15 protein-coding genes are annotated in these 20,470 nt (G+C 49.5%); 4 read left to right on the top strand and 11 right to left on the bottom strand.

Going from position 1 to position 20,470, the window contains the following annotated elements:
• Positions 1–12 precede the first annotated feature (12 nt).
• From WMO41_RS01520 to WMO41_RS01505, 4 genes are all read left to right on the top strand, one after another.
• Positions 13–2,205 carry a S9 family peptidase gene (locus WMO41_RS01520; RefSeq protein WP_349228309.1) on the top strand — a complete coding sequence of 731 codons (2,193 nt, stop codon included), beginning with the start codon at positions 13–15 and terminating at the stop codon, positions 2,203–2,205.
• A gap of 24 nt (positions 2,206–2,229) precedes the next feature.
• Positions 2,230–3,498, top strand: coding sequence for an amidohydrolase family protein (locus WMO41_RS01515; protein WP_349228308.1), 1,269 nt, complete (start codon positions 2,230–2,232; stop codon positions 3,496–3,498).
• 255 nt (positions 3,499–3,753) lie between these two features.
• On the top strand, positions 3,754–4,479 hold the full coding sequence (locus WMO41_RS01510; protein WP_349228307.1) for a tRNA 2-thiocytidine biosynthesis TtcA family protein: 726 nt from the start codon (positions 3,754–3,756) through the stop codon (positions 4,477–4,479).
• Positions 4,480–4,519: 40 nt separating this feature from the next.
• The gene (locus WMO41_RS01505; protein ID WP_349228306.1) at positions 4,520–5,572 is read left to right on the top strand and encodes a tyrosine-type recombinase/integrase; all 1,053 of its coding nucleotides are present in this window, start codon (positions 4,520–4,522) and stop codon (positions 5,570–5,572) included.
• 14 nt (positions 5,573–5,586) lie between these two features.
• Here the strand turns inward: WMO41_RS01505 and WMO41_RS01500 are convergent, their stop codons facing one another.
• From WMO41_RS01500 to WMO41_RS01450, 11 genes are all read right to left on the bottom strand, one after another.
• Entirely contained in the window at positions 5,587–6,348 is a 762-nt protein-coding gene (locus tag WMO41_RS01500; protein WP_349228305.1) for a TIGR03915 family putative DNA repair protein, read from the bottom strand.
• Positions 6,345–7,877 (bottom strand): putative DNA modification/repair radical SAM protein, encoded by a 1,533-nt coding sequence (locus tag WMO41_RS01495; protein WP_349228304.1) that lies wholly within the window; start codon positions 7,875–7,877, stop codon positions 6,345–6,347. The genes WMO41_RS01500 and WMO41_RS01495 overlap by 4 nt, the downstream gene beginning before the upstream one ends.
• Before the next feature lie 319 nt (positions 7,878–8,196).
• A complete protein-coding gene (locus tag WMO41_RS01490; RefSeq protein ID WP_349228303.1) occupies positions 8,197–9,042 on the bottom strand; it encodes a substrate-binding domain-containing protein in 846 nt (281 codons plus the stop codon).
• Positions 9,039–10,766 (bottom strand): Na/Pi cotransporter family protein, encoded by a 1,728-nt coding sequence (locus WMO41_RS01485; protein WP_349228302.1) that lies wholly within the window; start codon positions 10,764–10,766, stop codon positions 9,039–9,041. Before WMO41_RS01485 ends, WMO41_RS01490 begins: the two co-directional genes overlap by 4 nt.
• 168 nt (positions 10,767–10,934) lie before the next feature.
• Positions 10,935–11,597 carry an HD domain-containing protein gene (locus tag WMO41_RS01480; protein ID WP_349228301.1) on the bottom strand — a complete coding sequence of 221 codons (663 nt, stop codon included), beginning with the start codon at positions 11,595–11,597 and terminating at the stop codon, positions 10,935–10,937.
• A 176-nt stretch (positions 11,598–11,773) separates the two neighbouring features.
• Positions 11,774–12,751 (bottom strand): EamA family transporter, encoded by a 978-nt coding sequence (locus tag WMO41_RS01475; RefSeq protein WP_349228300.1) that lies wholly within the window; start codon positions 12,749–12,751, stop codon positions 11,774–11,776.
• A gap of 108 nt (positions 12,752–12,859) precedes the next feature.
• A complete protein-coding gene (locus tag WMO41_RS01470) occupies positions 12,860–14,242 on the bottom strand; it encodes an MATE family efflux transporter (RefSeq protein ID WP_349228299.1) in 1,383 nt (460 codons plus the stop codon).
• Positions 14,243–14,329: 87 nt separating this feature from the next.
• Positions 14,330–15,562 (bottom strand): ABC transporter permease subunit, encoded by a 1,233-nt coding sequence (locus WMO41_RS01465; protein ID WP_349228298.1) that lies wholly within the window; start codon positions 15,560–15,562, stop codon positions 14,330–14,332.
• Positions 15,555–17,420 (bottom strand): ABC transporter permease, encoded by a 1,866-nt coding sequence (locus tag WMO41_RS01460; RefSeq protein ID WP_349228297.1) that lies wholly within the window; start codon positions 17,418–17,420, stop codon positions 15,555–15,557. Before WMO41_RS01460 ends, WMO41_RS01465 begins: the two co-directional genes overlap by 8 nt.
• Positions 17,417–19,003, bottom strand: coding sequence for a sugar ABC transporter ATP-binding protein (locus WMO41_RS01455; RefSeq protein WP_349228296.1), 1,587 nt, complete (start codon positions 19,001–19,003; stop codon positions 17,417–17,419). The genes WMO41_RS01460 and WMO41_RS01455 overlap by 4 nt, the downstream gene beginning before the upstream one ends.
• Positions 19,004–19,104: 101 nt before the next feature.
• Positions 19,105–20,340, bottom strand: a complete 1,236-nt coding sequence (locus tag WMO41_RS01450) for a DUF3798 domain-containing protein (protein ID WP_349228295.1) — start codon at positions 20,338–20,340, stop codon at positions 19,105–19,107.
• Positions 20,341–20,470 lie beyond the last annotated feature (130 nt).

Raw genomic sequence — 20,470 nt, 5'->3', positions numbered from 1 at the left:
GGGAGAAGCAGCATGAAACATCATAATATGAGAGGACGGTATGAGGCGGCAGAAAAGCTTCTAACCAAACATACCCGCACCACCGTGTTAAACGGAAATCCAAAGATACACTGGAATGCAGATGGCACCGCATTTCAGTATGAACGGCAGGAGCGTTCCGGCAGTGAAATTACCTCTGTTCTGGCAGAAGTAAACGGACTGACTGGAACAAGACAGATTCTTCAGAAAGCAGAGAAAGCAGGACAGGCGGCAGACGCCAGCTCTGCTTCCGGCTGTTCTGAGGAGAGGGCGGTAACCATGTCTCCGGACGGTGCTTACCGTCTTTCTTATGACCGGCACAATCTGATCTTAACCGAACGGAAAACCGGAGAGCGTACACAGCTTACCTTTGACGGGGAACCGTATCTGGAATATGGATGCTATATCGACATTTACAGCCAGATTACAGTAAAGCGCCAGGGATATAAAGAACATCCCCAGGTGCTGTGGAGCCCGGATGGAACCCGTTTCATTACATACCGCGCAGACCGGAGAAGCACGAAAAAGCTTCCTCTGATCGCATCCTACGCAGACGGAATTCAGGATCTGCGCCCGGAACTTTACGAGTATCCGTGCCCATTTGTAACCGATACTGACGAGGAGATTCCCCATTACAGCCTCTACATCGGTTCCTTAACGGAAAAAACTCTGGTGAAGGCAGATGCACCTGATTTTCTTTATCCGGTATTTACCTCCCCTGAGAAATCCTCTGTCAAGTGGATGGAAGACAGCCGCCATTTCTATTTTACCTGGATTGCAAGAGGGTACCAGGAGGCCTGCCTTTATCTCGGTGACGCGTTAAGCGGAAGCTGCAGCGCCGTGATTCGTGAGACAACGGATCTGTTTTTCAATCTTGGCGCCTTCGGACTGCTGGATGGATACGGAAGCTATCTGTTTTCCAATTTTATCACCAGTGACAGAACCTATGCCTTCTGGCAGAGTGAGCGAAATGGCTTTGCCCATCTCTACCGGTACCGTCTGACAGAAAACGAAAGTGTCTGTGAGGGAGATCTCTTTGAGGCATCTGAGAAAGAGCTGATCGTGCAGAAGCTGATCCGCGTGGATGCGCAGAATAAACAGATTTACTTTATGGCAAACAATGTTCCAGACTGTTCCGATCCCATGTATTACCAGCTGTACCGCGTTGGATTTGACGGCAGTGGCCTGACACGCCTGACGCCAGAGGATGCCGTGCATCAGATCAGCATGGGCAGCCAGTCCTTCGTGGACACCTGTTCCCGCGTGGATCTTCCTCCAGTTACGGTTCTGCGAAAGCTGGATGGCACACTGATCTGCGAACTGGAAAAAGCGGATATCTCAGATCTGTTAAAGCTGGGCTATCAGATTCCGGAGCGGATCACACTGACCGCTGCAGATGGAAAAACGAAGCTGTACGGCATTTTCTTCCGACCGGATCCGGCAGCCTGCGAAGATGAGCCGGAAAGCAATTCCTGGCCGCTGATCGATTACATATACGGCGGTGCGCAGCTTTACAATGTCCCAAGAGAGTTCACCTGGGATAATGGAATGAACCGGGAAATTTACGGAGGACTGCAGTCCTTCGCGAAACTGGGCTTTGCCGGACTGATTCTGGATGGCCGCGGTGTTCCAGGACGCGGTATGACCTTCCACAGCTTCAGCTATCACAACATTCACGCCTGCGCAGGCCTGGAGGATCATGTATTCTGCTTAAAAGAGTTAAAAGAGCTGTATCCGCAGATTGATCTGGACTGTGTTGGCATGTGGGGCAATTCCGCCGGCGGCTACGCAACCGTATCAGCCATGCTTCAGTATCCAGGCGTGTACCGCGCCGGTGTGGCATCCTCCGGGAACTATGACCAGCGGATGTATGAGCATTCCTGGACGGAGCGCTACAATGGGCTATATACAGAGGAGGTTTACCAGTACGGCGATATTACCCGCCTTGCCGGAAATCTGAAAGGCCATCTGATGCTGGCCTACGGAGCCATGGATGATAACGTTACCATGGCGCAGACTCTCCGCCTGTGCGATGAACTGAATGCACACAATAAGCGCTACGATCTGGTGGTCCTGCCAAAATGCAATCACAATGTACCATCGGATGCCTACTTTGTGCGCCGGAAGATGGATTATTTTGTACGGAATCTTCTTGGAGCAGAAGAGTCAGAAATTTTTGAAGAATAAACGCAGTGAAGGAGTTCAAACAGTATGAATAAAAAATACCAGGTTCTGCGGTGCGGGCGTCTTTATGACGGTGTGACGCAGGAATGGAAGAGCGGCCAGAGCATTCTGGTGGAAGATCATCTCATTGCGGAAGTTGGCAGTGAAATTTCCGTGCCGGAGGGTGCTGACATCATTGATCTTACCGACTGCCAGGTAACTCCGGGCATGATCGATGCCCACATGCATATGGACTATTTCGACTGGCACACCGTGCGCGAAGAAGTATACACCCAGAGTGAGGAAGCCAAGACACTGGCCATTGCGCGCTGTGCGGAAAAAGCGCTGCGCAGAGGTTTTACCACTGTGCGGCACGTTGGAGGAATTACCAGCAACGGATACGGCGTTCTGGATGTAAAACGTGCCATTGAACGGGGATATTTCCCAGGAAGCCGTATTGTGGCGGCACCGATGTTTCTGTGTTCTGCCGGCAGCCACGGCGATCTCAGCCAGGGTTTCGCGAAAAATCCCCTGTTGTCCCAGAAACTGCAGCAGGAGAGGCTGACTTTGGGTGTCGGAAAAGACTATTTTGTCAACGCAGTGAGAGAACAGGTAAAATATGGATCTGATTTCTTAAAAATCATGGCCACAGGCGGTTTCTTCACACCTTACGATACACCAGTCCAGCAGCAGCTCAACGACGAAGAATTAAAGGCCATCATGGACACCGCACATGCCCTCGGAAAAACCGTAACGGCCCATGTATACACGAATGAACTGATGCAGAAGCTGATTGCCTTTGGCATCGATGGAATGGAGCACGGAAGTTTAATGAACCGGGAGACAGCACAGCTCATCGAAGAAAAAGGCTTGTACCTGGTTCCGACCTTTTGTCCGTATGAGGAAGCGGTTCATTATGATCCGGAAGAAATCAAGAAAAAACAGCCGGAATTCCGCAAAAAGCTGGAACTTTATAAAGACGCGCTTCAGGCTGGCCGTGAAGTCATCTGCAGCAGCAAAATCCGCCTGGGCTACGGAACAGACTTTGTAGCCAACCATCAGAACTACGAAAGCGGCTATGAATACGAAGCCTGGTTAAACAGCGGAATGAAGCCCTTTGATGCGTTAAAAGCCGCAACCAGCGTCAACGCAGGGATTTTACAGCTTTCAGACCAGATCGGAACCCTGGAGCCCGGAAAACTAGCCGACATATCCGCCTGGAAACGCGACCTGATGCACGACACGAAAGCATTGCTGGATTGTGCATTTGTCATGAAAGAAGGCAAAGTATATGAAACAGAAAGCTGCCTGGAATAAACTATAACATTATAACGCAATTCAAAAGACCGGATCCAAAGAAATGCCTGTGAAACCGGTCAATAGGAGTGATTTCCAACTATTCGCGAAAGAATAGTTTAACGAATAGTTGACAAAGAAAACGGGACATGGTAACCTGTATATGGTTTCCGGTGTCCCGTTTTTAATTAGAACCGATTATTTTATCAATATCCTGGATTTTTATTTCCGGTTCTATTTTTATTTTAATATACTCAGAAAGGAACTCTCACTTCCATGAAACTTCAGAGACTTTTAAGCCTGCTGCGTCAGGCCGTTGTTCAATATAACATGATTGAGGATGGCGATCATATCGCTATTGGTATTTCCGGTGGTAAAGACAGTTTAACACTGTTATATGGCCTTGCCCATCTCCAGAAATTTTATCCGAAATCATTTCGTCTTTCCGCTATTACCGTTGACATGGGCCTTGATACCATGGATCTGGAGCCCGTAAAGGCCCTGTGCGCGGGTTTTGGCGTTCCATATGAAGTAATTTCCACCGATATCGGTAAAATCCTTTTTGAGGTGCGTAAAGAGTCTAATCCTTGTGCTCTGTGTGCCAAGATGCGCAAAGGCGCCCTGAACCAGAAGGCCATGGAACTCGGCTGCAATAAAATCGCGTATGCCCATCATAAGGATGACCTCATTGAAACCGCTATGATGTCCCTTCTGTATGAAGGCCGCTTCTACGCATTCCCGCCCGTAACACATTTGGACCGCACCAACCTGACCGTCATCCGGCCTCTGATGCTGGTTACAGAGGCAGATGTAAAAGGATTTCGAAATAAATATCAGCTTCCTGTCTGCAAAAATCCATGCCCGATGGACGGACATACGCACCGGGAATATGTAAAAAACCTGATCCGCAGTCTGAATGCAGACAGTCCCGGTGTCCGTGACCGGCTCTTTCACGCAGTCATTACCGGAAACATTGAAGGCTGGCCTGACCACTCCCTGTAATGAAATGCTTTCAAACGGCACAAGAAAGGATTTAAAAAACATGGCAAATCTTCCCTATTATGAGCAGAAAGATATTGAAAATATAAAAAAACTCCGGGAAATGATGAAGGAACTCCCTCCATTTTGCACGGAGTTTTTCCGTGGAATTGAACCACGCACCTCCACAAGAACCCGCATTGCCTACGCTTACGATCTCTCCGTTTTTTTTGACTTTTTAAGAAAGGAAAATCCTGTACTTTCCAAACTGGAGCGTATGGATATTACCCTGGACTATCTGGATCGGATCACTGTGACAGATCTGGAAGAATATATGGAATACTTAAAGTACCGCTTTAACGATCATAACCAGGAAATCACGAACAAAGAACGAGGCATCATGCGGAAAATCTCTTCTTTAAAGAGCTTTTATAATTACTTTTTCCGTACGGAAAAGCTTACCACCAATCCTGCTGCCCTCGTCCAGCTCCCAAAGCTTCACGAAAAAGAAATCATTCGCCTGGATGTAGATGAAGTGGCCCTGCTGCTGGATGCCGTAGAGCAGGGTGACGGACTGACCGAAAAACAGAAAACCTTCCACAACCGTACCCGCCTGCGTGATCTGGCCATGCTGACCCTGCTGCTTGGCACCGGCATCCGTGTTTCCGAGTGTGTCGGTCTGGATATCAATGATGTGGACTTTAAGAATGGCGGCATTCACATTCACCGGAAAGGCGGCAAAGAAGTCACCGTATATTTCGGAGCCGAGGTAGAAAACGCGCTCCAGGATTATCTGGATGAGCGCTTTGGAATCATGGCCGAAGAAGGCAGCGAAAACGCGCTCTTCCTCTCCCTCCAGAGGAAACGCATGAATGTGCGCAGCGTGGAGAATCTGGTGAAGAAATATGCGAAAATCGTAACTCCATTAAAGAAAATCACGCCTCATAAGCTTCGCAGCACCTACGGCACCAATCTGTACCGGGAAACCGGAGATATTTATCTGGTTGCGGATGTGCTTGGCCACTCCGATGTCAATACCACGAAAAAGCATTACGCAGCACTGGAGGATGAACGACGGAGAAGCGCAAGAAATGCGGTGAAATTAAGAGAACTATAAGTAAAATATTATCTTTATCCATCACAGAATTCCGTCATATACGGCCGGAACCTGAGCGGAAGATGGTTTTGCTGACATGCCGGATTGGTTCTCTCCCGAATTGCAACCGTCTCAAAAAAGGTTTTCCATAACGTCTCATACCCTTCCTCTTCTACTGCCTTTTTCCATGTTTCTGCCAGTGCTTCCGGAACATCGGTAAGAAAAAATGATTTGCCTTTCCTATGAACAGAAGTCTTTCTTCGGCCTTCATCAAAAATCAGCCAGTTTTCTTCTGGCAGCCGGTCCGCGAAATGTGGCGAGATCAGTTCCAGCACATCATTCTTTGGAGCAATCTTTGCCAGGAGACTTCCGCTTCCTGTCTGGGAAAACCGCAAAAATTCAATCATCTGATGCTGTTCATTGGTGACATTCCGGCAGAGTTCAAAGATTGCATTGATCTCCGGAATCTGCAGCCGGTCCACGGCTTCCGGCCCCAGTGTGAATAATACTTTTAAGTAACGGTATAGCTTATCTGCCCGCTGCGGATCCTGGCTGAGTGAAGCCAGATATACCTGTTGCTGCACCTTTGCAGACAGCTTTTCCCGGATGGTCTTTCGCACCTTTGCCGCTTTGTTTTCCGAGGATTCACAGTCCCGGTAATGGGCAAACAGTTCCAGATTGCGGGATTCATTTTTCAGTTCCAGACGCAGCTCGTTCTTTGGAATCTTGCTGATGCCGGCATCGTAAATACCGCTTAAAATGCCTTCATAAGACGGCTCACATAAAAAAATAATCATATCCTTATCCCACTTTCTAAATGCATATCATCAAACAGGGATAACTGCCGGTAACTGTCCCGGTGCGTAATATCCCAGGCAGCACGGCGTTCATCTCCCAGAAGCGCGCTGGTAATATGATCCTGATCCAGCTTTAGCGGGAATTCCGTCCGGCCCGAGCAGGTAATGAAATAGCGGGCGCGTTTTAACACGACTCCCATCTTTTTTAATCCCTCAAATGTGAGAGCGCCCTGTCTCCTGGCTGCAACAATCCGGCGGGCAGATTTCACTCCAAGGCCCGGCACACGAAGCAGCGTCTCATAGGGTGCTGTATTCACCTCCACCGGAAACTGTTCCAGATTCCGGATAGCCCAGTCACACTTGGGATCCAGAAAAATATTAAAATTCGGCCGGTCCTCCGACAAAAGTTCCTCTGCCCGAAAACCATAAAACCGCAGCAGCCAGTCTGCCTGATACAGGCGATGTTCCCGCAAAAGCGGCGGCTGGGCCGTCACGGCAGGAAGATTCTGATCTTCATTGACCGGAATATAAGCAGAATAAAAGACACGCTTCAAGCCGAAATTCCGGTACAGTGCCTGGGTTACAGACAACATCTGGAAGTCGTTTTCCGGCGTGGCGCCGACAATCATCTGGGTACTCTGACCCGCCGGAACGAAGGACTTTTCCCGGTAAGTACGGACCGGGAGCGCAATCCTGCCTGCTGCCCGGGAAGTTCTTTTGTCTGACATTGAAATTTCTGAATGGAATGCTTTAGAATTACCTGATTCAGAAAAATCCGTTATAGTTCCCGGAAAATCAGGAAGCATGTTTTTGCCCGTTTCTGGTGAGAACAACGCCGCCCCTCCTGCAAATCCAGCCCGCTTTCCTCCGTAAATCTTTTTATATTCCCGGTCATATCCCAAAAGACGGCTTGACATGGCAATCCCCTGCTGCACCTGCCGCATAGGCTGTAAAATCTTCTCCCTTGTCTTTCCCGGCGCCAGCTTCTTTAGCCCTTCTGCTGTGGGAAGCTCCAGATTGATGCTCATGCGGTCCGCCAGAAATCCCATCCGCTCCACCAGTTCCGGGGATGCGCCAGGAATGGTCTTCACATGAATGTAACCGTTAAAATGATACTCCATCCGCAGCTTGTACAGAGTTTCATAGATCAGCTCCATGGTATGGTCTGCCGTAGAAAGAATTCCGGAACTTAAAAACAATCCCTCAATATAGTTTCGCTTATAAAAGCCAATGGTGAGTTCACAGACTTCATCCGGAGTAAAGGAGGTCCGCACGGTGTCATTACTGGTTCGGTTCACACAGTATTTACAGTCGTAAATGCACTGGTTCGTAAACAGAATCTTTAAAAGCGAAATACACCGGCCGTCTGCGGAAAAGCTGTGGCAGATACCGGCTTCCGAAGTATTTCCCAGATGTCCTGTTTTTCCCTTTCGGTTCACGCCACTGGAAGTGCAGGATACATCATACTTCGCTGCATCTGTTAAAATTTTCAGTTTTTCCTGTACTGTGAGATTGTCCTGTATGATCATTGTTTTTGCCTTTCTCGAACATATGTTTGTATCCGCATTATAACATATGGCATGGCAAAAAGCAACGCATCTGCAAACATTTGTTCTCATTCCATCTTCAGCCGTAATTTCCCTATGCTTTTTAAGCGCAACTTCCTATCATAGAACAAAGAGTTCCGCTTGCGGAACTCTCGCGCCGGAGCGCGGTTGCTTCAGCAACCATATTTCCTTAGCGCGGAGTGCACAACCCGCGGAGCGTTTTTTGTATCATAGGACGCAATTTCCTATGATACAAAAAAACGCCAGACAAAATACTTTGTCCAACGTTTTCCTGTTTTGTTTATTTGATGTCACTCCAGTTTTCGTAAGTTTTTTCATATATTTTGCGAATCTGCTTTGCCGATAAATCCTGAACCGGATTCTCCGACTGCACCAGAACCGCAATGGCATCTTTTCCGATTACCTGAGCATTTAAAAGTTCCTTTTCATAATCTTTCAGGGCACGGGAACTCATAGCCAGATCGCACCTTCCCTCTAAAGCCAGATTCAGTCCGGCCGTGGAGTCGGTTGTCTCAATCAGGATCTGCACGTGGGTGTTGTATTTCTGATAATCCTCTGCCAGTGCTGTCAGAATCGGGGCTGCGGAAGAAGAGCCACTGATCCGGATGGTTCCGGAAGACTGATCCGAAAGAAACGTATCCGCTTTTGATTCCGGGACACAAAACTGTTCCACAATTCCCTGTCCTGCGGTCTTCATATAAGCAAGAAAATCCGCCTCCGCATCATTTAGGTCTCCGGTATAGGCCAGCAGATATTCCCTGCACAGCGGATAGGTTCCTTTTTTGATGGTATCTGCTGTGGGCTGAATGCCATCCACAGCAAGAATTTTTGTTTCTTTTGTATCCTTTACAGAACTAAACGCTGCATAACCAATTGCGCCTTTGGAATTTGAAATCTGATCAATCATATTCTCTGTGGAATCCGCTTCCGCATCCGATGCATTTTGCTGCAGATGAATCAGGTTTTCAAATTCCGTTTTGGTTCCAGATCCTTCTTCCCTGGAAATGACTGTAATGGAACCAAGTCCTGACACATCCGGAAGTTCGGTCTGTTTGCGGCATCCACCTGTCAGCAGAGCAATTCCTGCTATGGCCAGAATCACTGAGATTTTACACGTCCGCCTCATTCTGCTGTTCCTCCTGCTTTTCCATTTTCCTGATCGGCATTGTTCTGATACAGTTTCTGGAAAGAAATATTATCCATGGCTTCTTCGGAAATGCTAACACAGTTATCTGCAATACGGTCGATGTTGTACAGCAGGTTGGAATACTGCACCGTCATATCCGAGGAACAGGTATTCTTCTTGACACGGGCCAGATGCGCTTTATTGTTCTGCTTTTGAAGCTTCCGGATTTTGTTTTTGTCTTTGGATACTTTAGCTACAATATCTTTATCTCCGTTTTCCAGGGCCTGCATTGCGGTAGCAAACAGGTTTTCCAGCGTTCCGATTCCTGTTTCCAGCTCATGCTCTGCCTCATCCGAAAATACACCGCCATGATTCTGGGAGAACTCTGCCACAGCTCCAATTTCCGCACAGCGGTCAGCAATACGGTCAATGTTGTTATTAATGTAAAGGAGTCCTGCTGCCTGCTCGGACTGCTGTTCCGTCAACGTACCGCTGGAAAACATTTTCACAATATAGCTGCCAATCCGTTCCTGAAGCTTCTTAACAGCAAAATGCGTCTCCGTAAAATTCTGATACGCTGCCTGCGGCTCTTTTCCCACAAAAGAAAGCTTCATATTGTCAAGCATCTGTCTGGTAAAATCTGATACTCTCTGAATTTCTTCCGAAACCAGATACAGTGCTGCCGTCGGCTGTGTAAGGACACGATTCTCCAGAAATTTCGGCTCATAGGACTGACGCTCCTGCTGTTCCTGTCCGCGTACCAGAAATGTCACAATTTTTACCATAACCGGGATCAGCGGAAGCCACACAAGGGTACAGACAATGTTAAATGTGGTATGCGCATTCGCAATCTGTCTGGAAATCACTTCCAGCTCCGGTCCCTTCGGAGAAATCATGCGGACAAAACCGGCCAGCAGCGGAATGCCAAACAGGAATACGATACTTCCCGTAATATTAAAGACGCTGTGGGCCAGTGCGGTTCTCTTCGCGTTTTTTGACTGACCGATGGAGGCAAGAAGCGCCGTAATAGTGGTACCAATGTTATCACCTAAAAGAATCGGAATCGCGCCGGTCAGACCAATAACACTGGTCACGCCGTCCGGTCCGGCCTGAGAGGCAAAGTTCTGAAGAACAGCAATGGTCGCGGAACTGCTCTGCACCACAAGGGTCATGCCGGCACCAAGCAAAACACCAAGAACCGGGATATGGGATACCTCCCCCATCATATCCACGAAAAACGGACTGCTGGCAAGTGGTTTCATGACTTCACCCATAATTTCGATTCCTTCAAACAATAGTCCAAAGGAAAAAATTACCATACCAATATTTTTTACCTTTTCTTTCTTACTCATAAAATTCAGCAGAAAACCAACAAAAATAATCGGATAAATATAATTGCTGATTTTAAAAGCCATTAACTGCGCAGTCATGGTGGTTCCGATATTTGCGCCAAAAATGACAGAAATTGCCTGTGGAAGGCTCATCAGACCGGCGCTGACAAAGCCAATCACCATAACTGTGGTTGCGGAACTGCTCTGTAAAACCGCGGTAACCAGGGCTCCTGCCAGAGCTCCCATCACCGCGTTTCTTGTTAAGAAGCTGAGAATCTTTTTCATTCCCTCTCCCGCAGCCTTCTGAAGCGCGTCACTCATGCTGTTCATCCCGTATAAAAACAGGGCAAGACCGCCGATGAGGCCAAAAAAGATTTTCACGTTTTCGTTCATTGTTCTCCTTCTCCTTTGTACATGTATACCGATTGTCTTATCTCATCTTTTCTAGGATAAGCGGAAAAAGGGATTTCTTCTACCGTCCCCCTGTTAAAGCAATGTTAAATCTATGTAAAATACCGGATTTCATGTAAAATTACAAATCGAAGGAGAAAACGTGTATGCTCAGCAAAGCTTGCTTCCATTTGCCACCAGGCGGAACCTGCAGCCCAGATGCTCTGCTGCCCGTTTGCACATGATCATGCGCTCCAGAAATATTTCAAAATAATCCATGAGACTGCAGATGGAATCATCCAGCTCCAGATTCATCTGAATCATATGCTTTTCTTTGTCAATCTCAAGGCTGGATGATAACGCCGCATAATTCACCCGGTCATGAATATCAAATTTAGCCTTGTTGGGATTCTGAACCCGGTTTCTTCTGACATCGGTTTTATCGGCCAGAATCAGGGCCGCGGAAACCGGATCGATGGCAGTTCCGGTTCCCTCATCGTGATGGCCAATGGCCGCTGTGATTGTAAGAATCTGCTCCAGATCCATCTGCCGCTCTTTTAAGATTCCATAGGCTAAAATGGCTCCGCTGTGCGCGTGGTCGTGACGGTTCACGCTGTTTCCGATATCATGCATATATCCGGCGATTTTTGCCAGTTCAATCATCTTATTTTTATATCCAAGCTCCTTTAAGATCATGCCTGCTTTCTCTGATGCTTTGGATGCATGCTTCTTGGAATGCTCTGTATAGCCCAGTTCCCGAAGAACCTCATTTCCTTTTTCAATCAGTAAGTTAATTTCTCTGTCATTTCGAATTTCTGTGATGTCTGGTTTCATATACCTTTTGCTCCTTTTTCACCATCTCTTTTTGTATACAGAGAGTATAACGATAAAATATAAGATTTTTACTCTATCCAGATAAAATCCAGGTAAAAAATCAAAAAAGTCACTGCAAAACAGATTTTTCCGTTTTACAATGACTTTTTTGATTTTTTACACTTTCAGGTATTCTCTTAGATATCAAACACACCCAGCATTACAATACCAACGACAACCAGCGCAATCATCGCGTAATGTTTCCAGGAGAGCTTCTCCTTTAAGAAGATCCGGCTCCATACCACGGATGCCACACAGTACGCGGAGATGATCGGCGCGGAGATGGCCGCATGGGAAGTATCGGACAGCGCAAAGATATAGGCAAACTGTCCTGCTGTCTCACACAGAGCACCGATGTACTTCGGACCTTCCTGTTTTACAAGGAACTTCTGCTTCTTGATGAATGCCACATAAATCACACAGCAGACTGCCGCAAAGAGGAAGGTCAGCTCGTAGGCGCAGTTTGCGGAAGATGCCGCATAGGAGGAGCACTCTTCTGCTGTCGCAAACAGGCCTGCTGCTTCTGCCTCTCCGGCCAGCTTGTCCAGGACAAAGGTATCCGCAAATGTGCCGGCTGCATCTAACAGGCAGTAGGCCACCGGCAGAAACAGTGCCAGCCAGGACTTGGCGTACTTATAGTTGGAAGCCTCCTGACGCGCGCGGCGCAGGTCATCATCCTCTCTGGACTCTACAATTCCAAGACCGATGACGCCCACACAGACGAGGGCTACCGCTCCGATGACAGCCAGACGCATCGTTCCCTCAATGCTGTCGTCCAGGGTGCCAGTCAGAAAGCAGAGCACTGCTACCAGGGCACCGGAGGAGTTGCAGATCGGGGATGAGATGGACAGCTCAATATAACGCAGTCCGATGTATCCCAGCGTCATGGAAGAAATATAAAGCAGGGAAACCGGCAGATAGGTAATGAGCACGTGCCAGGTGACCACCGTTCCGCCTGCAAAAATCTCATACAGGGCATGAATACCCATGATAACACCAACGGCAATGACCATCTTTAAGTGGGCATACTTGTCGTTGTCACGGCAGCCGATTTTTGAGAACAGATCAGAGCCGCTCCAGAATAAAAGCGCAGTAACTGCTAACCAAAACCACATATGTACCATTTCCTTTTCTTATACTATTCGTACAGCACGAACTTACCCAGTATAAAACCTGTTTTCCGTTTTGGCAAGTAGTTTTCAGAATCTCCTTCTTCTTTCTCCTTAATTCTGGTTCTGCTCAGCCAGTTCTTCCTTCTGCAGCAGTTCTTTAAAAATCAGATGCAGAACCCAGACGGCCAGAACCGTGGTTCCAACATCCGCCAGCGGCTGCGCAATCTGGATACCGAGAATGCCGATCACCGGTGTTAAGAACAGCAAAAGCGGAATTAAAAACCATCCCTGTCTTGCAGTAGAAACCAAGGTAGCCCAGGTGCCGTACCCCATAGACTGCGGTGTCATATTGCCCATAACCGTAATGCCCATAAGTGGCAGTGTACAGAGCTGCAAACGAAGTGCCAGCGTACCAATCCGGATCACATCCAGATCATCTTTCCGGAATACAGCCACAATATTGCCGGAAAAAATCAGGCCGATCACTGCAAATACAAAAAGCACTGCCGTGCTGACCTTAATGCAGAACATACAAGCCTCTTTCACACGTTTATACATACCGGCTCCGAAACAATAGCTGCAGACCGGCTGGAACCCCTGTCCAAAGCCGATCATGGCAGAACCGACAAACATCATAAAGCGGTTGACAATGGACATGGCCGCAATGGCCGCATCGCCGTAGGGCTGCGCCATGACATTCATAAGAATAGTGGCAACGCTGGCAATGCCCTGGCGCCCCAGAGATGCCACACCGCCGTAAAGGATCTGTCCGTAAAGCTTAAGTGTCGGACGGAACTTGCGGATGTCAATGGAAATACAGTCTTTGCGGATGTTGCACATGGCAACCAGAATACAGAAGCTGACAAACTGGGAAATTCCCGTAGCCAGCGCCGCACCTGCCGTTCCCATATCCATGCCGAAAATAAAAATCGGGTCCAGGACAATGTTTAAGATACCACCGGTGGTGATGCCCACCATGGCAAACAGGGCTTTCCCCTGGAAACGCAGGATATTGTTCATGATAAAGGATGTCATCATGAACGGTGCCGCAAGTAAAATGTAGGAAGCATAAGCTTCCGCGTAAGGCGCGATGGTTACGGTAGAACCAAGCATCATAACCAGGGCGTGAATGTTGGCCGTACCAAGCACGGTAATGACTAGTCCCATGCCAAATCCGGTAAAGAACGCAATGGATGCAAGCTTCTCTGCCAGTTCCCGGTTTCCGGCGCCAATGAGTCTCGCAATGTAGTTGCCGGAACCGATGCCGATCATAAAGGACAGTGCCTGAATGATGGACATCGCGGAAAAAATAATGCCCACGGCACCGGAGGCGCTGGTCCCAAGCTGACTTACAAAAAACGTATCCGCCATGTTATAGATGGAAGTCACCAGCATGCTGATGATGGTCGGAACGGCCAGCTTTGAGATCACGCGTCCTACCGGCGCATGGGCCATTTCATAGTACTGGTCATGTGTTTCTTTCGTCTGTTCCATGATAATATCTCCTGTCAAATCGTAGTGTCAGGATTTAATTATAGCATTTCTAAGACGATTGCGCCATGCCCAATCCATGTTATTCTTTTATTTTGCTTTTTTCTTTTTATTATCTCCCCATGCATACATAACCAGGGCCAGTGCAATGACGCCGTAGGAAATGAATACACGGAAGTACTCACCGATGGCCGCGTCACCAAACAGATTCTTTCCGGCAGACGGTGCCACGATGAATAAGAGATGGAACAGGATACAGCCAAGAAGCGCCTGGCCGTTGGTTGCTTTCTTAATGGAAGCACCGCCCACCAGAATTGCCGCGCCTGCGTACAGGCCAACCTGTTCATGCGCACCGTAGGTCTGGAAGGAACCCATATTCTGTACGAAGATGAGCTGTCCCCAGCCGGCCAGCACGGTGGAAATGATAATAGCGATCACACGCACACGGTCTACGTTAATACCGGCTGCGTTGGCCACAGTACGGTTCTGTCCGACTGCACGGAACTGCTGTCCAATGCGGGTCTTCATGATTGCGTTGTTGAACACACATAAGAGTGCCACGATCAGGAAGGTAACCATCGGCACACTGACCATGGAAAATGCTGCGGTCACAAATGGAAGCTGCGCGATCACAGCCACTGCTACGCAGATGCCCGTACGGGTCAGTGCTTTCTTTTTCTCTTCCTTTTTCATAGCCAGCTTTGCCAGATTCCACACGGCAATGAGTCCGCACAGAATCAGCACTGCGGTACCAAAGGGCACACGCCACAAACCATCCAGCGCATATTTGAATCCGCGTTCCGTAGAAAGGTCAATGGTGTTTGCCACACCGGTGGAACCCTTGATGACCAGTCCCGGTGCCTTTAACAGAATCAGGTTTCCAAAAATGAACAGAAATAACAGCTGATACAGTCCGTTGGCGAAGTATCCAAGGATCAGGCCGCCAATCATCTCCTGACCTTTCATTTTATTCATCAGCTTACCGATCAGGAGGCCAAAGAAAGCTGCAATCGGCATGGTGATAACCATGGCAGTCAGGAATCCGGCAAGGCCGCTGATGCCCCACTCAATGACCCACAGCGCAGCAATCTGTGCTGCCATAGCGCCAATGGTGATGGCAAAGTTGATTCCCATACCGGCAATGATCGGGATGATCAGGGCCAGAACAATGAAGGAGTTTCGGCTTAAGCGGCCAAAGAGCTCATACATTACATAAGAAACCGTCTGTCCGGAACATACCAGGCCAATGAGACACAGTACGACAAACATCACAGTAACTGCATTTTTCTGCAGAATTTCACGAAAATCCCATTTATTACGCACGAGACTCACCTCCTGACTTTGTAAGCGCATATAATATGATTCCGTTGGAGATCAGGATACGAAGGGTCTCTGAAATGGTGGAGCCCGGAACCAGTACGTTGGCTACCGGCATACCCAGTGTCAGAACGCCCTGGAATAAGAACGTACCGATCAGAACGTGGCTGATCTTACAGCGGGTAGTGGATGCGCCTCCGATCAGGATTGCGGATGCGGCGATAAAGCCCATCTGGCGCGGTGCGGTGTAAAGCTGCATGAAACCGTAGCTCTGGGAGTACACCAGAATTCCCACAGCGCCCAGCACAGTGGAAAGCACGGTTCCCACAATACGCATGCGGTCTACATTGATGCCGACAGATTCCGCAAAACGCGGGTTGTTGCCCACAGCCTGCATGGCCTGTCCGGTCTTGCTTCTGGAGAACAGCCATACCAGAACGCAGCACAATCCCATGAACAGAAGCAGTCCGGTCGGAATGGTGAACTCACCAATCTGGAATGCCAGAAAATCATTTAAGATGTGGCGGAAGTTCGTGGAATCCAGACCGATGGTATTACGAAGTCCGGTTCCCAGCGGCCAGCGCAGCTTCAGGGAATGGAACGGAAGCACCAGCCATGCGATACACATCAGGGAAACGATGGAAAAACCAACGTATGTAGTAACGGACATCTCGGAACCCTTCAGGCGGTTTAACATCAGGGCATATAAATATCCGCAGACTGCCGCCAGCACGGAACCTGCCACAATGGCAAATAAGAAGCCGCCCCATCCCGGTATACCAAGCTCAATGGTTAACAGGCCGCCGATAAGTCCTGCTACCAGACCAATCGGAAGGCCCAGGTTTAAGCTGATGCCGCACTGAATACCCGGCACCATAGCCAGAACCATGATGGCATTCATACCCATACGGACCACGGTGTTGCTTAGCAAAGTGGATAAGGACAGGTCATACCATAAGGTCATGAAGCACAGCAGGATAAAGAATACACCGATGATGACTCTCGGAATACCAAGCTTTGCCACAAGAACCTGATGGAATAATAACAGGAGCGCTACAACCACCAGCGCGCATGCCAGATAGATCAGGTCATCCGCATGACGGATCAGGCGCTGCGCAGTGCTTTCTTTGGCTCTACTCTGCTCCATGTAACGGTCGTACTGAGTGGAGAAGCTGTCGCCGGACTGGTAAAGGATTCCCTCTACCGTCTCTTCCAGAGTCTCCAACGCCTCATCGGTCAGAACCGGGTAAATTTTCTTTAACTCCGCTCCCACCTTTGCATAGGTGGCTTTTGCCTCTTCCTGCTTCGCCAGCATTTCTTCCGTCGGCTCAAAGCCGGACATATCCACAACGACCTCGTCGTCCTCCGGCACTTCCTCTCCGGCTGCCAGCATTTCCTCATGTTTCTGTTCCAGAGCCGCTTCCGCCTCTGCGTAATGCGCTTCCTCGTAGGCGCTGCGCGCTGCGGCCCCAGCTTCTGCGTATGCCTTAACGGCATCGGTATAAACGGCAACGGCTGCGGAAAGGTCTGCTGTGTCCACGGACAGGGTATCTGCCGCTGCACCGCCCTCGTACTTCGCACGGGTCTCAGCCTCGGCCTTCTCTACCGCCTCACGGATGGCCGCCATGCCGCCGCCAGCTTCCTTGGCCTGTTTCTGCGCTTCCTGCTTGGCAATCGTCACATAACTCTCCACCACGCTGTCACCGGTCGCATTTAAAAGTGTCTGGATGCGGAGCTTCTGCAGGATTTCCTGGCCTGCTGCCCCATTCTGCTTCGGTACGTTGATCAGGCCCAGTACCAGGCAGACGGCAGCAGCCGCGATGCAGAGAACCACAATCATTTTCTGTATCTTCTGTTTCGTCATGCGTTCGTTCCCTCCTTTTCCAGATGATCCGCCGGCCGGATGCCGGACATAGCCAGGCCGTAATCCGCGTCAGAAGCCTGCGGAGACAGAATGTCTACCAGCTTTCCTTCCGATACGATGGCAATGCGGTCAGACACACTCTTGAGCTCCTGAAGCTCGGAAGAAATGATGACAACAGTCATACCAAGCTCCCGGTTTAAGCGCACCAGTGTTTCCAGCACCAGTTTCTTCGCGCCAATGTCGATACCACGGGTCGGTTCGGATACAAACAGGAATTTCGGGGAAGTGCAGAGCGCCTTCGCGATGCAGACCTTCTGCTGGTTTCCACCGGATAAGGTGCCCGAGTGCTGAGTCGGTCCAAAACAGCGGATATCCAGGCTCTTGATATACTCCTCTGCGGTCTGGCGGACTTTCTTGCTGTCTACCAGAGTAAACGGTCCAATCTTTTTCAGATATTCATCTTTGATCTGCATGGAATTGAACACGATGTTGTCTTCAATGGAACGGTCCAGAAGCAGACCCACGCCTTTCCGGTCCTCAGATACCATGGCCATACCGGCCTTCAGTACTTCCCGGGTATCCATGATATTCAGTTTTTCTCCAAACAGGGTCACCTCGCCCTCTGCCTCATAAAGGCCCATAATGCCGTTGGAGATGCCAAGCTTTCCCTGACCGGCCAGTCCGCCGATTCCCAGGATTTCGCCCTCAATAACATCCAGGGACAGGCCGTTTACGCGCTCGCCCGGCATATCGACATGAAGGTCTTTGATGCTCATGGCAACCTTGCCCTGCGGTACCGGACGCGGCTCCACCTCGGCCATGGACTCGCCCTTGCGGCCTACCATCAGCTCCGCGATTTCACGGATGCTGGTGTTTTTGGTTTCCCGGGTAGCTACCAGCTTTCCGTCACGGAGAATGGTAATGTTATTGGAAGCAGCCATAACCTCATCCAGACGATGGGTGATAAAGATAATGGCAATGCCGCTCTCCGCAATCTTTTTCATCACGGAGATAAGCTGCGCCGCCTCACTCTCGGTTAAAACAGCGGTCGGCTCATCAAATACCAGAAGCTTTACGCCGGTCTTATCGATTTCTCTTGCAATCTCTACAAACTGCATATAGCCGACCGGAAGTCCCTGTACCAGGGTGTTTTCGTCAATGGACATGCCCACATGATCCAGCGCGGTGCGCGCGTCTGCCTGCATGGCCTTCATGTCCAGTCCTTCCAGGTTTTTGCCCAAAATGCGGCTAACCGGATTCGGACGGCAGATTTCACGGTTCAGCTTGATATTCTCCGTGATGGTAAAGCCCGGGAGCAGCATAAACTCCTGGTGCACCATGCCGATGCCTTTTTCCATGGCATCGTGCGGGGAAAGGATGTGCGTCTCCTCTCCGTTTAAATATACGCTTCCCTCAAATCCGCCGGTGCTGTGGATGACCGGCATACCGAACAGTACGTTCATCAGCGTGGATTTACCCGCACCGTTCTCTCCAAGGAGCGCATGGATCTCACCTTTTTTCACAGAAAGGGAAACGCCCTGAAGTACCGCGTTCTCCCCATACTGCTTACTAATGTTTTTCATCTCAAGAACATATTCTGTGTTCATGAAAAGCCCCTTTCTCTAAGATAGAAACAGGCACACCCGAAATCAATAGGGTGTGCCTGTCTGCAGATTTCAGTCTCTTACTTTAAGTAGTCGTTAAAATCAACCGGAGCAAGGAGGATTGTGTAGTAGTTGTCAAATTCCTCGCCATCCGCGTTCTTGTAGTTATTGATCTTGGCACCGTCAATCTTGGAGTTGAAGAGCTCCTTCAGTTTCTCGGAATCATTACGGTCTGTGATCTCGCCGGTGATATAACCCTTTGCGTAGTCCACACCAACCTCGATGATGGTCATAGCGACCGGAGATGCCCAGGTAGAGAAGCGGTCCACTGCGTCATGCTCTTTCAGCTTTGCAGCAATCTGCTCTAATGCCTCGGTGTCATCGCCGCCGATTGCAAGTTCCAGACCCAGAGTAGCCGGGAATGCATGATACGGGCTCGGGCAGCATGGCTGCGGATAATAAGCATTCGGCTCATCCAGACATGCGGTCTGAAGAGACGGCTGCATACCACAGTTGGTGGTGAAGAATGCTACTTTCTTGCCTTCGTATTTCTTTAACTGCTGCGGAACATCTTCCAGAATGAACTGCTGGGAAGCGGAAAGGCCTGCCTCTGCAGTCGGGTCCGGAGCGGTAACGTCTACCATCTCAATGCCCAGAGCCTCTGCGTTTTTCTTAAGAAGCTCATGACGTGCCACGATCAGCTCCATAGCCATGTGGCGCGGGAAGGAATAATGTACGAATACATCGATGCCCCACTCTGCGCATTTCTCCATGATGGTATCACCCTGCGCTGCCTCATCTGAATACAGTACAAGGTCAGCTGCTGCGGAGATAACTGCCGGATCCTCCTGCGGAGTACCCGCGATCAGAAGCATGTCGTCACGGCCCATCTCTCGGACTTTATCAAATCCTGCCTTTGCGCCAGGAACTGCCTGACACATCACAATTGCCTTTACATCCGGGTCAGATGCGAAGGATACAATCTGGGATACGGTAGTCTCCATCTCAGACATGAAGTTGTCCGGATAAGTTGCGGTCACGATGTGCTCCGGTCCGTAGGTTTCCAGCGCACGCTCTGCCGCACGGAACTCCTCCTCGCCCTGGGATACGGTACCGGTTAAGATAGCTACCTTCCAGTTGTCAGAACCCTCGGATTTTGCAGCTTCTGCCGCCTCGGTCACAGCGGCCTCTGTGGTTTTCCCAGTTTCCGCCGGTGCTGCGGTTGTTGCCGGTGCTGCGCTTCCGCCGCCGCATCCGGCCAGTCCCATTGCCATAGCTGCTGCGGTAACCAGTGCCATAATTCTTCTCTTTTTCATATTCTTCCTCCTTCTCCTTAACAGCCCAAAGCTGTTCTGTTTCCGGCCGCGCCGCTAATATGTTCCCCCTTGCGCGCCGGGTGCAAAGCCCGTTTTTCGTGTGTACGTTTACGGCTTACACTTGTCTTTT

This window comes from Ventrimonas faecis (genome assembly GCF_040096075.1).
Classification (GTDB): Bacteria; Bacillota; Clostridia; order Lachnospirales; family Lachnospiraceae; genus Brotaphodocola; species Brotaphodocola faecis.
This window is presented reverse-complemented; position numbering and strand designations above follow the sequence as displayed.

What these genes read in the sequence shown, in the direction of transcription:
- WMO41_RS01520 (WP_349228309.1), top strand. Translation starts at nt 13, where the DNA reads ATGAAACATCATAATATGAGAGGACGGTATGAGGCGGCAGAAAAGCTT.
- WMO41_RS01515 (WP_349228308.1), top strand. Translation starts at nt 2,230, where the DNA reads ATGAATAAAAAATACCAGGTTCTGCGGTGCGGGCGTCTTTATGACGGT.
- WMO41_RS01510 (WP_349228307.1), top strand. Translation starts at nt 3,754, where the DNA reads ATGAAACTTCAGAGACTTTTAAGCCTGCTGCGTCAGGCCGTTGTTCAA.
- WMO41_RS01505 (WP_349228306.1), top strand. Translation starts at nt 4,520, where the DNA reads ATGGCAAATCTTCCCTATTATGAGCAGAAAGATATTGAAAATATAAAA.
- WMO41_RS01500 (WP_349228305.1), bottom strand. Translation starts at nt 6,348, where the DNA reads ATGATTATTTTTTTATGTGAGCCGTCTTATGAAGGCATTTTAAGCGGT.
- WMO41_RS01495 (WP_349228304.1), bottom strand. Translation starts at nt 7,877, where the DNA reads ATGATCATACAGGACAATCTCACAGTACAGGAAAAACTGAAAATTTTA.
- WMO41_RS01490 (WP_349228303.1), bottom strand. Translation starts at nt 9,042, where the DNA reads ATGAGGCGGACGTGTAAAATCTCAGTGATTCTGGCCATAGCAGGAATT.
- WMO41_RS01485 (WP_349228302.1), bottom strand. Translation starts at nt 10,766, where the DNA reads ATGAACGAAAACGTGAAAATCTTTTTTGGCCTCATCGGCGGTCTTGCC.
- WMO41_RS01480 (WP_349228301.1), bottom strand. Translation starts at nt 11,597, where the DNA reads ATGAAACCAGACATCACAGAAATTCGAAATGACAGAGAAATTAACTTA.
- WMO41_RS01475 (WP_349228300.1), bottom strand. Translation starts at nt 12,751, where the DNA reads ATGTGGTTTTGGTTAGCAGTTACTGCGCTTTTATTCTGGAGCGGCTCT.
- WMO41_RS01470 (WP_349228299.1), bottom strand. Translation starts at nt 14,242, where the DNA reads ATGGAACAGACGAAAGAAACACATGACCAGTACTATGAAATGGCCCAT.
- WMO41_RS01460 (WP_349228297.1), bottom strand. Translation starts at nt 17,420, where the DNA reads ATGACGAAACAGAAGATACAGAAAATGATTGTGGTTCTCTGCATCGCG.
- WMO41_RS01455 (WP_349228296.1), bottom strand. Translation starts at nt 19,003, where the DNA reads ATGAAAAACATTAGTAAGCAGTATGGGGAGAACGCGGTACTTCAGGGC.
- WMO41_RS01450 (WP_349228295.1), bottom strand. Translation starts at nt 20,340, where the DNA reads ATGAAAAAGAGAAGAATTATGGCACTGGTTACCGCAGCAGCTATGGCA.